Annotated in this window: 13 protein-coding genes and 1 pseudogene; 7 read left to right on the forward strand and 7 right to left on the reverse strand. The window is 67.9% G+C overall.

The window, feature by feature from the left end; genetic code table 11:
* Window positions 1-27 precede the first annotated feature (27 nt).
* Window positions 28-783 carry an IclR family transcriptional regulator gene (locus AC1DN0_RS16000; RefSeq protein ID WP_035862925.1) on the forward strand — a complete coding sequence of 252 codons (756 nt, stop codon included), beginning with the start codon at window positions 28-30 and terminating at the stop codon, window positions 781-783.
* 66 nt (window positions 784-849) lie between these two features.
* Here the strand turns inward: AC1DN0_RS16000 and AC1DN0_RS16005 are convergent, their stop codons facing one another.
* The 7 genes from AC1DN0_RS16005 to AC1DN0_RS16035 all read right to left on the reverse strand — a co-directional run bounded on the left by AC1DN0_RS16005 (window position 850) and on the right by AC1DN0_RS16035 (window position 7,604).
* A complete protein-coding gene (locus tag AC1DN0_RS16005) occupies window positions 850-1,938 on the reverse strand; it encodes an aromatic ring-hydroxylating oxygenase subunit alpha (RefSeq protein ID WP_045236811.1) in 1,089 nt (362 codons plus the stop codon).
* A 181-nt stretch (window positions 1,939-2,119) separates the two neighbouring features.
* Window positions 2,120-2,911, reverse strand: coding sequence for a glycosyltransferase family 2 protein (locus AC1DN0_RS16010; RefSeq protein WP_441630576.1), 792 nt, complete (start codon window positions 2,909-2,911; stop codon window positions 2,120-2,122).
* Window positions 2,912-3,016: 105 nt separating this feature from the next.
* A complete protein-coding gene (locus tag AC1DN0_RS16015) occupies window positions 3,017-3,820 on the reverse strand; it encodes a lysophospholipid acyltransferase family protein (protein WP_441630578.1) in 804 nt (267 codons plus the stop codon).
* 114 nt (window positions 3,821-3,934) lie between these two features.
* Window positions 3,935-5,050 (reverse strand): chorismate transformation FkbO/Hyg5 family protein, encoded by a 1,116-nt coding sequence (locus AC1DN0_RS16020; protein WP_441630580.1) that lies wholly within the window; start codon window positions 5,048-5,050, stop codon window positions 3,935-3,937.
* The gene (locus AC1DN0_RS16025) at window positions 5,047-6,423 is read right to left on the reverse strand and encodes an NAD(P)/FAD-dependent oxidoreductase (protein WP_477145841.1); all 1,377 of its coding nucleotides are present in this window, start codon (window positions 6,421-6,423) and stop codon (window positions 5,047-5,049) included. The genes AC1DN0_RS16020 and AC1DN0_RS16025 overlap by 4 nt, the downstream gene beginning before the upstream one ends.
* Window positions 6,424-6,447: 24 nt before the next feature.
* Entirely contained in the window at window positions 6,448-7,185 is a 738-nt protein-coding gene (gene fabG, locus AC1DN0_RS16030; protein ID WP_441630584.1) for a 3-oxoacyl-ACP reductase FabG, read from the reverse strand.
* Window positions 7,186-7,343: 158 nt separating this feature from the next.
* Window positions 7,344-7,604, reverse strand: a complete 261-nt coding sequence (locus AC1DN0_RS16035) for a phosphopantetheine-binding protein (protein WP_441630586.1) — start codon at window positions 7,602-7,604, stop codon at window positions 7,344-7,346.
* Between the two features lie 443 nt (window positions 7,605-8,047).
* Here AC1DN0_RS16035 and AC1DN0_RS16040 point away from each other — a divergent pair, with 443 nt between their 5' ends.
* From AC1DN0_RS16040 to AC1DN0_RS16065, 6 genes and pseudogenes are all read left to right on the forward strand, one after another.
* The gene (locus AC1DN0_RS16040; RefSeq protein WP_441630588.1) at window positions 8,048-8,728 is read left to right on the forward strand and encodes a COG4648 family protein; all 681 of its coding nucleotides are present in this window, start codon (window positions 8,048-8,050) and stop codon (window positions 8,726-8,728) included.
* Window positions 8,728-10,541: pseudogene (locus AC1DN0_RS16045) on the forward strand (ApeI family dehydratase). Before AC1DN0_RS16040 ends, AC1DN0_RS16045 begins: the two are co-directional and overlap by 1 nt.
* Entirely contained in the window at window positions 10,538-11,503 is a 966-nt protein-coding gene (locus AC1DN0_RS16050) for an LpxL/LpxP family acyltransferase (protein WP_441630590.1), read from the forward strand. Before AC1DN0_RS16045 ends, AC1DN0_RS16050 begins: the two are co-directional and overlap by 4 nt.
* Before the next feature lie 3 nt (window positions 11,504-11,506).
* The gene (locus AC1DN0_RS16055) at window positions 11,507-12,160 is read left to right on the forward strand and encodes a LolA-related protein (RefSeq protein WP_441630592.1); all 654 of its coding nucleotides are present in this window, start codon (window positions 11,507-11,509) and stop codon (window positions 12,158-12,160) included.
* Window positions 12,157-14,628, forward strand: coding sequence for an MMPL family transporter (locus AC1DN0_RS16060; protein WP_441630594.1), 2,472 nt, complete (start codon window positions 12,157-12,159; stop codon window positions 14,626-14,628). The genes AC1DN0_RS16055 and AC1DN0_RS16060 overlap by 4 nt, the downstream gene beginning before the upstream one ends.
* Window positions 14,625-15,455: a polysaccharide deacetylase family protein gene (locus tag AC1DN0_RS16065; protein ID WP_441630596.1), complete on the forward strand. Its 831-nt coding sequence runs from the start codon at window positions 14,625-14,627 to the stop codon at window positions 15,453-15,455. The genes AC1DN0_RS16060 and AC1DN0_RS16065 overlap by 4 nt, the downstream gene beginning before the upstream one ends.
* Window positions 15,456-15,470 lie beyond the last annotated feature (15 nt).

Raw genomic sequence — 15,470 nt, forward strand, 5'->3', positions numbered from 1 at the left:
ACCGCCAACGACAACAAAGCGCCGCCCATGAACGTGAAGACGGCGCTGCGCGTGCTTGAGATCATCGAGACCTTTGCCCGCGAGCGGCGCGCGCTCTCGCTATCGGAACTGGCCCGCCTGCTGGCGGTGCCGGCCTCAAGCTGCCTGGCGCTGATCCGCACCCTGACTTCGCTGGGCTATCTCTACGAGACCGGCCGCCGCCAGGGCTATTACCCCACCGGCCGGCTGCTCGCCATGGCGCAACAGATCGCGCGCCACGATCCGGTACTGGACCGCGTGCACGGCACCATGAACGAGCTGCGTGCCGCCACCGGCGAAACCGTGGTGATCGGCAAGCTGCATGAAGGCCGGTGGGTGGTGTACCTCGACGTGCTCGAATCCCCGCACGCGATCCGCTATATCGCCACCGCGGGCGAGCGGCGCGAACTCCACGCGAACTCCATCGGCAAGGCGCTGCTGTCCGTCATGGCGGAGGACGAGCGCCGCGCACTGATGGCGCAACTCAGCTTCGAGCGGTTTACGCCCCGCACGATATCGGGCGTGGCGCAGCTGGAAGCCGAATTGGAGAAGTCCGCCGAGCTGGGCTGCTTTATCAACCTGGGCGAGTCGATGCCCGATGTTGGCGCGCTGGCCTGGCCGGTGCGGCTATCGGGCGAATGCTATGGGATTTCCATTGCGGGCCCGGTCTATCGCATCGAACCCGCGCTGACGCGCTTCTCTGCCATGCTCAGGACGGCCTGCTCGGCGCTGGAACGCGACGAGCGCAGCCGGTTCGCCCAATAGCTGAAAAGCCCGATAGACCGATAGGCCGATAGACCGATAGACCGATAGACCGGCAGGAATCCGCTATCAGGCCGGGCCGGGCGCTTCCGGCTCGCCGCACTCGCGCAGCAGGTCGCGCAGCTCGTTGATGACCGGGAACACCTCGTGGTTCCAGTCCGCGCCCTGCTTGTCGTGCGCTTCCTGTTCCGCCTCCACGATCCAGCGGTCTTCCTTGAAGATCCGCTCGGTGAACCACACTAGCAGCGGCCACGCCAGGTTGAGCACGCCGGGAATGCCGGGCTTCTTGATCGACAGCAATCCGAAGGTGCGGTTGGTGCGCTGCGCCGCGTCGAGCGGCACATAGACGATCCACAAATCCATCACCAGCGTCCCTTCCGAGGTGCGGATCTGCAATGTCTGGTAGGGATAGCAGGTACGGACCGTCATCACATCCTTGCCGCTCTGCCCGCCGTTCTTGCCGCCGCCGAACACCAGCGCTTCGCCCACCGGCTGCTTGCCCTCTTCCCGCGAGAAGGTGTAGTCGACCTCGACCCACCCCTCACCCCGCCGGCGCCCGAGCGAGCGCGCGCGCATCTGGCCCATCTGCCGGCGGTGCAGGAACTGATGGTTCATATCCATCAGGTTCTCGTGCATGAACGAGTAATGGCATTTGACCTCGCGGCCGAAGCGGCGCGTCTTGTACGCCTTGTTGGCCACCGAGCCAAGGTCGGGCAGCGGCGTTTCGTCGGCGAGCACAGCACTGCCCGGGAAGACAAAGATCAGGCCCTCCACCTCGCGGCAAGGATAGGAGCGCACCCCGTTGGGCAGCCGCTCGCGGCCCAGGTAAGGGACATCGATGCAGCGGCCCGTGCAGTCGTAGGTCCAGCCGTGATAGCAGCAGCGAATCGATTCCCCATCGACCACGCCCGCATGCAGCGGCACCTGCCGGTGCGCGCAGCGATCCTCCAGCGCGAACACCGCGCCGGATTCCGTGCGCACCAGCACGATCGGCTCGCCCGCGAAGCGCACGCCATGCGCCTTGCCACGCTTGACTTCGCGCGACCAGGCTAGCGGATACCAATAGTCGGGATGAATGGTGACGCGACGCAGGTCGCGGATCGGTACTTCGGCGGGACTACCGTTGGCACTGCCATCTAGCAACGGGACTGCATGCATGGGGGACTTCTCCTTGCAAGACTGGAATCTCGATTGGCCGACTGCATGGGCTGGAGCTCATTCAGAGATCAGTCTACCTGAAGGCAAGCCGAAGCATGTGCGGCCGGACACAGCCGACGGCAAGCGAACGCCGCCGGATGGGCAGCGTTCGACAGAAACGCCATGCTTGAAGGAGGCGCCGTCAGGGCGCGGTGATGCGGGACGCCGCACCGTCCCGGGCGCACAGGCGGCGGCAGGCCAGCAGCGGCAGGCGAAGCAGGAAGCCGGCGAGCAGGCGCGCATGCATTCCGCTCAGCAAGAGGTTGTCGCGCACGTAGTTGAAGTGCGAGACGCCGCCTTCCTCGGCGCTGAAATAGCGCACCGGCGCGTCCACGTTCAGCGGCCGCACGCCATGCCAGCACATGCGCACCACCGCCTCGGGATCGAAATCGAAACGCCGCATCCAGCGCTGCTTGCGCATGACAGCACGCAGCGGCGCGATCGGGTAGACGCGAAAGCCGTAGAGCGAATCGCCGATGCCGGCCCAGAGCGTTTCCAGGTTGGCCCAGGCGTTGGAGATACGCCGCCCGTAGACCCGGGCCTTCGGCGCGCTGGCATCGAAGACCGGGCGGCCGAGCACCATGACGCCCGGATCGCGTTGCGATGCCGCCATGAAGGGGGCGATCAGGCCGGCCGGGTGCTGGCCGTCGGAATCCATGGTCAGCACGTGGGTGAACCCTTGCGCCGCGGCCTGCTCCAGCCCCTGCAGCACCGCAGCCCCCTTGCCCTGGTTGCGGGGCAGCACGAGCACCCGCAAGCCCGGGTCGGCTGCCGCCTCTTGCTGCAGCCATTGCGTGCTGCCGTCGGTGCTGCCATCCACCACCACCCACACCGGCGACCAATGGCGCCGCGCCTCGCGCACCGTGTCGCGAACCTTGGCCCCAGGGTTGTAGCTGGGAATCAGGACGAGATGGGTGTTGGAAGGCTTGATCATGCGAAGGTGGATCTGGAAACAGTGAAAAAACAAAAACGGCAAGAACAGGAGGCAGGAGGCATGCCGGCAACCCGCCGGCTAGCCCGGCCGCACAAACCTGGCCGCCTAAACGTTGTGCACCGCGGCGCCCGGACGAAGCGGCTCTCTTTCCGGGCGCGACAGTTCCGCCGCATAGTATTGCGCCAGCTCGGCCATGAAAGCGCGCTCGCTCTCGGGCGCGTCGAAGCGCCGGCCCAGCCGGACGCGATAGCAGACCGGCATATCGGGCTTGCGAAAAATCGGCCAGCCCTTCCCGAGGAACGGCGAATCGGTCTCGATAAACAGCGTCTGCACCGGCACGTCCGCACGCTTGGCAATCAGCCCGACGCCGCCCTTGAAGGCATTGACCGGACGGCGGGTGGTGCGCGTGCCTTCAGGGAATACCAGCACCTGGCCGCCACGCCGCAGCTCCTGCACGGCACATCGGATCATGCCGGCCAGCGTGTCGTTACGGATATAGCGCGCCAGCCTGGCAGCGGCACCGAGGAAGGGATTGTCCACCACATCGGCTTTCATGATGCAGGCCGCCCCGGGCAGCCGCGACAACACCAGCAAGGCATCCAGCAAGCCAGGATGATTCGCCGCCAGCACGAGGGGCGGCCCGCCACGCAGGCTATCCAGTTCGCGCAGGTCGAAGCGGCAGGCGCCCATGCCCTCCAGGGCCCACAGATAGAAGCGGAATATGCACATGATCACGAAACGGCCGAAGCGCCGCCCCAGCCCGGCCGGCAGCAGCCAGTAGCAGGCCGCGGCGAAGGGTGCCCACAGCAGGGACACCAGCGCCAGCAACAGCAGGCCTGCATAGAACACGGCATATTCAGCTGCCACCGCAGCCAGGCCAGGCAAGGTTTCGCGTAGTTGACGCCGCATCAGGCCACCTCCACGGACGCGCGCATTCCCCGCTTTCCGCGCGGATGGCGGATTCCGCGAATATCGGGATCGAGGCCGCCCCGGCGGCCTGCGGGATGCAGTGTCATGTCGCGCTCACGCCAGCACTTCCAGCCCATGGCCGGCCGATGCCTCGATTTCCACCAGGAGATCGCCGCGGCAGATGTCGGCCTGCACATAGGCGGCCGCCACGCCGTGCCCGACCGCGCCCTCCAGTGCCGCGCGCACGCTGGCGAGGGTGCCGCGTTCCTGCGGATGGCGCACGTAAACCCGGTAGGCGAGCTGCGGCAGACCGATCCCCGCATGTCCATCGCGCGCGGCCTGCTCCAGGACGGCGGCAATATTGGCGATGCTCTCGCGCGTCTGCGCGGCCACATCGCCGGCATGCACCGTGCGATGCCCGACAATGCTGGCGGTGCCGGACACGAACAGCACGGGGGCGGCGCATTCGTCGTGCGCCCCGGCCCGCCACACGCCAGCGCGTGCAAAGGTAGGGCTGCGCGGGCCGTATTGAGCAGGATAGTGATAGGCGCTGACCTGGCGCGGATTCTCCACCGCAACCGGCGCGCGCGGGCTGGCCAGGAAGCCGATCGAGAGCGTGCGCTGCGCCACGGGCTGGCCCACCGCGCCAAGCGCGCAGGCCGCCGGCACATTGCCCACGATTTCCCGGCGGCACGCCGTGAAGGCAGCCTGCCGCCCGATATTGAACTGGCGATACCGCTCCATGCCAGACTCCTCCGCATTGATGTCGGCCACGTAATTCCACACCCGCACGAGATAGGGATAGCCCTTCGCATCCAGCAAGCCGAAGATGTCGCGATAGGCGCGCTCTGTCGCCGACTGCAGCATGCTTCCCTGCGCGTTGGCAAAATCCGCCTCGCGCAGCGTGACGCTGCCGAAGATCAGGCCCAGCGCGGCATCCGTGCGGAAATCCACCACGCCGTGCCGGCCGGTGGCAGGCTCGCCAATGGTGTCCCAGGCAGCATTGCTGCCGTGCCAGACCTCGCATACGACGGGGTCCTCGCCCAGTGGCGGCGTGGCCACGCGCGCCAGCGGCAAGTCCGTCCCGGCAAGCATCGCCGGCGGCGTACCGCCGCCATACCACACGGCCCCCAGCGCGCCATCCAGCCAGCCCGGCCGTACCGCCGCCAGTCCGCGGGCCGTGTACTGCGCCAGCCGCAGCGGTGTCGCGTTCATGGTGTCGCGCTTCATCGGCTGGTCACCGTGCCGGCGTCGTCGAGCGGGCGGATATTGCGGCGGCGTTGACRCCATGCGCCCAATGAGCGCCGCAGGTTGAACAGCGCCACGCCGTAGTAGAGCACCTTGAAGGCCAGCAGCGAGCGCCAGATCGGCGTCTTGCCGTAGATGTCGCCGGCCAGCACGGAGAGCAGTGCCTCCTTCATGCGCAACACATTGCGCGGCCCCATGAACAGGTCGCGCATGGTCGGCGTGGTAATGCGGTAGATGAACCAGGAGAACTGCCTGGGGCCGTGGCGCACTACCTTGTCGAAGCGTTGCAGCGCAACCTGCGCCCTGGCCGGCTCGCGCAGGCAGGTTTCGATGGCATCGGCGGCGGCAAAGGCGCTGGTCATGGCCAGCATCACGCCCGACGAGAACACCGGGTCGATAAAGGCATAGGCGTCGCCAAGCAGCACGTAGTTCGGGCCAAAGGTCTGCTCGGTCACATAGGAATAATTGCCGGTGGCCTCCACGTCCGCCACCAGTTCCGCCCCCGCCAGCCGCTCCGCCAGGGCCGGGCACAGCGCGATGGTGTCGGCGAAGAAATCCCTGAGCGGYTTGTCGCGGCGTTTCAGGTAATAAGGCCAAGTCACGGCGCCCACGCTGGTGGTCCCGTCTGAAAGCGGGATGAACCAGAACCAGCCGTGTTCGAACCAGAAAATGGTGATGTTGCCCTCGTTCTTGCCAGGATGGCGCCGCGCGCCGCGAAAGTGCCCGTACAGCGCGGAGCTGTTGTGCTTGGGATTGCGCAGCTTGGTCTTGAAGCGGTTGGCAAGAAACGTATCGCGGCCGGACGCGTCGACTACGAAGCGTGCCTGCCAGTCCTCCCGGCTGCCGTCGTCCCGTACCGCGTGCACCACGGCGCCCGATTCCTGCGCAAGGAACTCCACTTCCCGCACCCGGCATTGTTCGATCACCCGCGCGCCCTTGCGCGCCGCATTGCGGAACAGCAGTTCGTCAAAGGCAGAGCGGCGCACGTGGTAGGCGTATGGCATCGACTTGTCCCAGGCATCGGCGAAATCGAATGCCTGGCCGCCTTCGTGCCACGGGGAGACAAACTCGGCAGCCCACTTCTCGATGGAAATGGCCCGCACTTCATCGGCCACGCCCAGGCGCTCGAACAGCGGCAGGTTGGCGGGCAGCAAGGATTCGCCGATATGGAAACGCGGATGGCGCTCCTTTTCCAGCAGAGTGACCTGGAATCCGCGCTCGGCCAGCAAGGCTGCGGCGGTGGACCCGGCAGGGCCCCCGCCGATCACCAGCACATCGCATTGGCGCAGGCCGGACGCCGGCAACGCGGCCGGCGTTGCGCCGGCGGTGCTGCAAGGAGCATTGTTATCCATCATGTTTCCTGGAATCCCGCGGCCGCACTAGGCCATGCCGCCATTGATGGAGAGCGTCTGGCCAGTGACGTAGGCCGCCGCGTCCGACACGAGGTACGCGATCATGCCGGCGACCTCCTGCGGGCTGCCGGCGCGCTGTGCCGGCACCAGTTGCCGGATGCGCTCAACCGGAAACGCCTCGCCGGTCATGGGCGACTCGATGACGCCGGGCGCCACGGCATTGACGGTGACACCGCGCGAGGCCATCTCGATGGCCAGGGACCGCGTGGCGGCGATAATCCCGGCCTTGGCGGCAGCGTAGTTGGCCTGGCCACGATTGCCCACCAGCGCCGCCACCGAAGCCATGCTGACGATGCGGCCCCAGCGGGTGCGCATCATCGGCATCAGCAGGGGCTGGGTGACATTGAAGAATCCGTTCAGCGAGACGTCGATGACACTGCGCCACTGCTGGCGCGTCATGCCGACCATCGGTGCGTCGTCATGGATGCCGGCATTGTTGACGAGTATCTGCACCGGCCCGTGCGCCAGGATGCGCTGCAACGCAGCGTCGGTGGCATCGGCATCGGTGACATCGAAGGCGATGGCATGCGCGTGGCCGCCGGCCGCGCGAATCGTCGCGGCTACCGCCTCGGCCTGGGCAAGGTGGCGGTTGGCATGGACCCACACCTCATGGCCCGCCTGCGCCATCGCCAGGCAGATAGCCTGTCCAAGCGCGCCGCTGCCGCCGGTGACAAGCGCCAGCTTGCGCTTCTCTTGCTGCTCCATTCACGCTCCCACAAGCGGCTGCTTCGTTACGTTGACAGGGCCCCGCAGCGCATCACAGTCACCTTCCCGATGCCTGCCATTGATGCCCCTCTTCGGTATCCCTTGCCTGTCCTACGGCTTCTGACATCCGGACAAGGCCGGGCGGCCAGCCGGAGGCATCAACGCGTCCGGTTCGCTGCCGCATAGGCGGCGAGACTGCCGAGCGAGGCGAAAATCTCGTGGTTGTCGGGATTGTCGGAGCGCAACTCGAACCCGTACTTCTTAGAGATCAGCAGGGCAATCTCCAGGATGTCGATGGAATCCAGGCCAAAGCCCTCGCCATACAGAGGCGTTTCGGCAGAGACATCTTCCGGCTTGATGTCGGAGATATCGAGTTCGCCGATGATCAACTCGGCGAGTTCATGTTCCAGTTCGGTCATCGTCGCAACGTTGCAAATATCGAAGGGTTCCGCATGCACGCTACGGTAGTCGTCTCCTGCACATGATGGGCAGCCCGGGGCATGCGTGAATTCAGACGGCTATCGTATACTCCGGCATCGTCTTTGGGGCAGATGCTACCAAGCTGGGGTAAATCCCACTAGAAATGAGAAGTTTAGTAACAACATTGTTCGCCGCTTCCTGAAACATCGCTCCACTTCGGCAGTCTTCACGCTATATGCTCTCGTCTTGCTTCCCGGCGCCTGGGTCGGTACCGGGCCGTCCTGCCGGACGCATCCGGCAAGACAAGCCAAGCGCCACAGCCGTCCCCCTATAGCACCAAATGTCATCTTGTGATCCATCCACGACCTRCCGCCCCGATTGCCTGCCCGCCAGGCCTGCGGACGACTGTCACACCAGCAGCGCCACCGCCTCGCCCAAGCAAATGCCGGCCACGGCACATGCCGCTGGCCAGCACCCGCTGCGCCGTCACGGCTGGGTGATCGTTGCTGCATTTTTTGCGTTGTATGAGTACGCCTTGCACCATGTGGCCCAGCAGCCTGGCGCTCAGGAAGCCGGCCTGCTGCTGGGTGCAGCGCCTTTTATCCTGCTGGGGCTGGGCGTCAGCTGGCGCTCCCGCTGGCGGTTCCCCTTGCTTGTGCTGCTGGCGCTGGCCTGCGCCGGCCTGTGGCTGATGCGCGTACCGCTCTCGCAGCATTTCGGGTGGACCTACTACATGCAGCACATGGGTGCGAACACCGCGCTCGGATTGATGTTCGGCCGCAGCTTGCGGCGCGGGCAAACGCCGCTGTGCACCCAGTTCGCCGCCATCGTGCGGGGAGTGCTTTCCCCCGCGCTGCAACGCTACACACGCGCCGTCACGCTGGCGTGGACGCTGTTCTTCGCCATCATGGCGACGGTATCCACAGTCCTGTTCGCGCTCGCGCCCATCGCCACCTGGTCCACCTTCGCCAACCTGTGCAGCCCGGTACTGGTGGCACTGATGTTCGTGGTGGAAGCGGGTTGCCGCCGTTTTGCGCTGCCGGGAGTGGCCCATGCCGGCGTTCGCGAAGCGATCCAGGGATACCGCGCGGCCATGGCCGCGCGCGCGGGGTTGTCGCGTTGATGCCGGCCGCCCCCACCCATCGGCAGCCCGGCAACGGACGCACCTATCCGCTGGTTTCACATACCTCGCCGGATAGCATCATTGCCTGGCATCTCGGCCAGCCAGTGACGGTGCGCAGCTTCCTGGCCGACGTCATGCGGCTGGCCGCCGGGTTGCCGCCGGGCGGCCATATCTTCAATGTCTGCGCCGACCGCTATCGCTTCACCGTAGGCCTGTGCGCCGCGCTGGTGGCCGGCAAGATCAGCCTGCTGCCGTCCACCCATACGCCGGAAATGGTGCGCCAGCTCGCATCGTTCGCGCCCGACGCCTTCTGCCTGCACGACACGCCGGATTGCGATATCGCGCTGCCGCGCTTCCGCGTCCCCGGATTCGTCGGGCAAGCCGCCGCGGYCCCCCTGCCAGAGCCGAGCATACCGTCCATCCCCGGCGAGCGCGTCATGGCCTATGTGTTCACCTCCGGTTCGACGGGGCAACCGGTGCCGCACCGCAAGACCTGGGGCTTCCTGGTCAGCAACGTACGCGCCGCGGCGGCACGGCTGGGCTTGCAGGACGGCCGCGCCTATACGCTGGTGGGCACCGTGCCGCCCCAGCACATGTATGGTTTCGAGTCGACGGTACTGCTGGCCTTGCAAGGCGGTATCGCCCTGAGCGCAGCGCATACCTTCTACCCCGCGGACATCTGCGATGCGCTCGAAGCCGTGCCGCGGCCGCGCGTGCTGGTGACCTCGCCGGTGCACCTGCGCGCGCTGCTGCTCTCTCCCGCCAGGCTGCCCCCGGCAGACCTCATCCTGTCTGCCACCGCGCCCCTGTCGGAGAAGCTGGCATGCGAGGCGGAGGCACGCCTGGCGGCGCCGCTGATGGAAATCTACGGCAGCACCGAAACGGGCCAACTGGCTACGCGCCGCACCGCGCAGACCAGCGCCTGGGAACTGTTCCCTGGGGTGAGGCTGGAAGCGCGGCGGCAAGCCGGCGGCGGAAGCGACGGAAGCGGCGCAGAGGACCAGGTCTGGGCAGCGGGCGGCCATGTGGAACAACCCGTCGCCATGGGCGACGCGCTGGAACTGCTGGACGAAACCCGCTTCCTGTTGCACGGCCGCAAGGCGGACCTGATCAATATCGCCGGCAAGCGCACCTCCCTGGCTTACCTCAACCACCAGCTCAACGCCATCGAGGGCGTGGAGGACGGTGTCTTCTTCATGCCGGATGCGCCGCCGGGCGAGCAGGCCGAAGGCCATGTGCGGCGCCTGCTTGCGCTAGTGGTGGCGCCGCGCCTGCAGGCCGCGCAGATCCTGCACGCGCTGCGCGAGCGCATCGATCCGGCCTTCCTGCCACGCCCGCTGCTATTCGTCGACACGCTGCCGCGCAACGCCACGGGCAAGCTTCCGCACGAGATCCTGGCGCCACTGGTGGCAAGGCTGCAGGCGGCCCGGCAGTCCCAACCGCCCGGAGAGGGCGCATGATGCGCAAGGCCCACCTCGAACAAGGCGAAGCGCGCGCCACCGCTGGCTTCGTCATTGCGCCCGATCATCCCGCGCTGGCCGGCCACTTCCCCGGCCATCCGGTGGTGCCGGGGGTGGTGCTGCTGGATCACGCGATCGCGCTGATCGGCGCGGCGCTGGCGCAACCGCTGGAGATCTTCCAGCTCGGCTCGGTCAAGTTCCTGAGCCCGGTGTTGCCCGGCGAACCGGTGACGGTCACGCACGAAGCCGATGCACGCGGCACGATCCGCTTCACGCTCAGCGCCAGCGGCCGGGACGTGGCAAGCGGCACGCTGACCCCGGCGGCGCCGTCGTCAGGGGAAATCCGCGCATGACGTGGCCTGCCAAGCGAGCCGCCAGCGCCGACTGGGCCAGCCGTCAGGAACGCAGCAACACCACGCTGCTGCGCGTCATGAGCTGGCTCTCCTTGCGCCTCGGGCGCCGGTTCGGCCGCGCCGTGCTGCGCCTGGTCACCGCTTACTTCGTGCTGTTTTCCCCGACCGCACGCTATGCCTCGCGCGCCTACCTGGACCGCGTGCTGGGACGCGACGCGGGCTGGAGCGACGGTTTCAGACACGTCTTCACCTTCGCCTCGACCATCCACGACCGCATCTACCTGCTCAACGAACGCTTCGACCTGTTCGATATCCGCGTGCATGGCGGCGAGCTGGTGGACGAGGCGATGGCGCGAGGCGGCGGCGCCTTCCTGCTGGGTGCCCACCTGGGCAGTTTCGAAGTGATCCGCGCCGTGGGCCGCCAGCGGCCCGGCCTGCGGGTCGCGATCACCATGTACGAGGAGAACGCGCGCAAACTGAACAGCGTGCTTGAAGCCATCAACCCGGCCATGCGCCAGGATGTGATCTCGCTCGGCCGCATCGATGCCATGCTGAAGGCACGCGAATACCTGGAGCGCGGCTTCATGATCGGCATGCTGGCCGATCGCACGCTCTCGCAACGCGCCACCGATCCCGTGCAGCAGTGCGATTTCCTGGGCGCGCCGGCGGGCTTTCCCACTGGCCCGCTGCGCATGGCGGCCATGCTGCGCCGTCCTGTGATCTTCATGACCGGGCTATATCGCGGCGGCAACCGCTACGACATTCACTTCGAGGCGCTGGCGGATTTCTCCCAAGTGGCACGCGGCCAGCGTGAGCAGGAAGTCCAGGCTGCACTGACACGCTATGTCGGCATGCTGGAACGCCACTGCCACGACGCGCCATACAACTGGTTCAACTTCTACGACTTCTGGCAGTCCGGCCCGCCGCTTTCCAGCCAGCCGCCTCCCGGCAACGAGCCCTGACGCATGCCTCGATCCCCCGCCGCCCTCGCGCCTTGCCACCTGCGTGGTCTTGCGCGCCTGTCCATGCTTGCCTGCCTGGGCAGCGCGCTTATCCTGGCGGCCCCGCCTGCCGCGCAGGCCGCCGAACCGCCCGCCACCGCTTCCGCGGCCTGGGGCGTGGACCAGTTGATGTCCGCGCTGGCGCAGCGCAAATCCGGGCGCGTGCGCTTCACCGAGACGAAATATCTCGCCATGCTCGAACGTCCGGTGGAGTCATCGGGGGAGCTGGTATTCGTGGCGCCGGATCACCTGGAAAAGCGGACCGTTGCGCCCAAGCCGGAGAACCTCGTGCTCGACGGCGACATGATGACGGTGGAGCGCGGCGGCAAGCGGTTCGTGATGCCGCTGCAAAACTACCCGGAAATCGCGGCCTTTATCGAGAGCATCCGCGGCACCCTGGCGGGCAACCGCAATGCGCTGGAGCGTTACTATCGCCTCGGCATCGAGGGCCGCGCTACCCGCTGGACGCTGACCCTGACGCCGGCCGATTCGCGCATGGCGGGCATCGTCAGGCAGATCCGCATCGACGGCGCACGGGACGCGCTCGAGAGCGTGGAAATCGTGCAGGCAGACGGTGACCGCTCGGTGATGAAGATCAAGACGGCCGGCGCCCCATGACCGGACACGCTCGCCGCGACAGCTGGCGCCAGCGCCTGGCCGAACGGCCGGCGCGCATGGCCGTCGGCCTGTGGATGGTGTTCCTGCTGGCCTGCGCCGCGGTGGTTGCGCGCACCAGCTTCACGGCGGACTTGTCTGCTTTCCTGCCGCGCAGCCCGAGCGCGGAGCAGCAGTTGCTGGTGGACCAGTTGCGCGAGGGGCTGGTGTCCAGGCTGATCCTGCTTGGCATCGAAGGCGGCGACGCCGCCGGGCGGGCCGCTCTCTCCAGGGCCGTGGCGGCGAAGTTGCGGGCCGACCCGCGCTTTTCCTCGGCCAACAATGGCGAGCCGGTCAACCAGGCCAGCGACCAGCGTTTCCTCTATGCGCACCGCTACCTGCTCAGCCCCACGGTCACGCCCGAGCGCTTTTCGCCAGACGGGCTCAAGGCGGCGGTGGGCGAAAGCTTCGACCTGCTCGCCTCTCCGGCGGGACTCTTCACCAAAACGCTCTTGCCGCGCGATCCCACCGGCGAAATCACCTCCGTGCTGGGCCAGCTCGATAGCAGCCAGCGCGTGCCGCTGCGCGACGGCGCATGGATCTCGCGCGACGGCCAGCGCGCCGTGCTGCTGGCGCAGACCGCCAGCGCCGGCTCCGACACCGACGGGCAGGCAGATGCCATCGCCGCCATCCGCCGGGCCTTCGGGCAAGCCCGGCAGGCACAGCCTGCGCAGGCCGGCGCCGCACCTTACCGCCTTGTGATGACCGGCCCGGGCGTGTTCTCCGTCAGCACTCGCGACACCATCAAGCGGGAAGTGGAGCGCCTGTCCACGCTGGGCATCTGCCTTATCGTCACGCTGCTGCTGGTGGTGTACCGCTCGGTGCCCACGCTGCTGCTCGGGCTGGTGCCGGTCGTATCTGGCGCACTGGCCGGCGTGGCCGCGGTCAGCCTCGGCTTTGGCGGCACGGTGCATGGGCTGACGCTTGGCTTCGGCACCACGCTGATCGGCGAGGCGGTCGACTACTCCATCTACCTGTTCGTGCAATCCGCCCAGTACACACATGCCGGCCGGCGCGACGAACGGGCCTGGGTCGGCGCGTTCTGGCCCACGGTGCGGCTGGGCGTGCTGACGTCGGTCTGCGGTTTTGCTTCGCTGCTGCTTTCGGGCTTTCCCGGGCTCGCCCAGCTGGGGCTGTATTCCATCGCTGGGCTGACTACGGCAGCGCTGGTCACGCGCTTCGTGCTGCCGCGGCTGGCGCCGGCCAACCTGCGCATGCGCGATGTCACGCCGCTGGGCACGCGCCTGGCCCGCGCCGCCGCCCATGCCCACCGGCTGCGCTGGCCGATGGCAGCCTTGCTGCTGGCAGCCGGCGCGGTGCTGCTGATGCAGCGCGCCCCGCTGTGGAGCCAGGAACTCTCCTCGCTAAGTCCTGTGCCCGAGCGGGAGCAGGCACTCGACGCCGCGTTGCGCGCCGACCTTGGCGCGCCGGACGTGCGCTACCTGGTGGTCTTGTCCGGCCCCGACCAGGAGAGCGTGCTGCAGGGTGCCGAGCGGGTGGCGCGAGAGCTGGATCCCCTGGTGGCGCAAGGCGTCATCGCGGGCTATGAGAGCCCGGCGCGCTACCTGCCCAGCCTGGCCACCCAGCGCGCCCGGCAGGCCAGCCTGCCGCCGCGGCCGGAACTGGCGCAACGGCTGCAGGCCGCGGTAGCGGATCAACCGGTGAAGCCCGGCCTGTTTACGCCGTTCCTGGACGAAGCCGAGCAAGCGCGCGGCGCGGCGCCGCTGCGCCGGGAAGACCTGCGCGGCACCTCGATGGCCCTCGCGGTCGACGGGCTGCTGACCCGCCACGGCGAGCGCTGGAGCGCCACGCTGCCGCTGCGCGCGCCCACGGCGACGCCACAGGGCAAAACGGGACCGTCAGCGGGGCCGAGCCTCGACGCCGCTCCGATCCGCGCCGCCATTGCGCGCGCGGCCTTGGACGACACGCTCTTTGTCGACCTGAAGAACGAATCCGACCACCTGTATGCCAGCTATATGCACGAAGCGCTGCGCCTGTCGCTCGGCGGGCTCGCCGCCATCGCCGTGCTGCTGACGATCGCGCTGCGCTCGCCGCGCCGCGTGCTGAGCACCTTGCTGCCGCTGGCCGCCGCCACGCTAGTGGTAGTTGCGGGGCTCGCCGCCAGCGGGCGGCAACTCACCATCCTGCACCTGGTCGGCATGCTGCTGCTGATCGCGGTGGGATCGAACTACGCGCTGTTCTTCAACGGCAGCGGCCGGCAGGCTTCCGCTATTTCGCCACATACGCTGGTATCCCTGATGCTGGCCAACATGACCACCGTGGCGGCTTTCGGACTGCTCGCCTTCTCGAGCCTGCCGTTGCTGCAAGCCTTCGGCATGACAGTGGGCCCCGGCGCGGTGCTCGCGCTATTGTTCTCCGCTATCCTGGCGCCGCCGGCGCTGCTGTCAGCGCCGGCCAGGAGCCAACCATGAGCCGCATGACACCGACCCCTCGCCTGCAAGCGGACGCCCGCCGGTGGCGTCCTGGCGCCCTGGTCAGCGGTACGCTGGCAGTGCATGCCGGCGCCGCCGCAGCCATCGTGGCACAGCCCGCGTCCCTGCCGTGGGCTGCCGGCGGTGTGATTGCCTCGCATCTGCTGCTGACGGCGGCCGGGCTGTGGCCGCGCAGTACCTGGCTGGGACCCAACCTGCGGCGCCTCCCGCCATCGGCACAGGGTTGCGTGGCCCTGAGCTTCGACGACGGTCCCAATCCCGAGGTGACGCCACGCGTGCTGGACCTGCTGGATCAGCACCGCGTGCAGGCCACTTTCTTCTGCATCGGCGCACGCGCGGCGCAGCACCCCGCGCTAGTCCGCGAGATCGTGCAGCGCGGACACGCGGTGGAGAACCACAGCCTGGACCATCGCCATCACTTCTCCCTGTTCGGCCCGGCCCGGCAGATGCGCGATATCGCCGCGGCGCAGCAGGTACTGTCGGAACTGACCGGCACCGCGCCGCGCTTCTTCCGGGCGCCCGCCGGGCTGCGCAACCCCTTCCTCGAACCCGTGCTGTGCCGGCTGGGCCTGCACCTGGCCAGCTGGACGCGGCGGGGCTTCGACACCGCCGCCGCCGGCGATGCCGATCATGTCGCGCGCCGCTTGCTGACCGGCCTGGCCGAGCGCGACATCCTGCTGCTGCACGACGGCAACCCAGGCCATGATCGCGCCGGCCGGCCGCTGGTGCTGGCGGTGCTGCCGCGTGTGCTGCGGGCCATCGACAGCGCCGGGCTGCGCTGCATAACGCTGCGTGATGCTACGTGACGCCGTGCACCGTGC

This window comes from Cupriavidus sp. 05N39, from assembly GCF_056397325.1.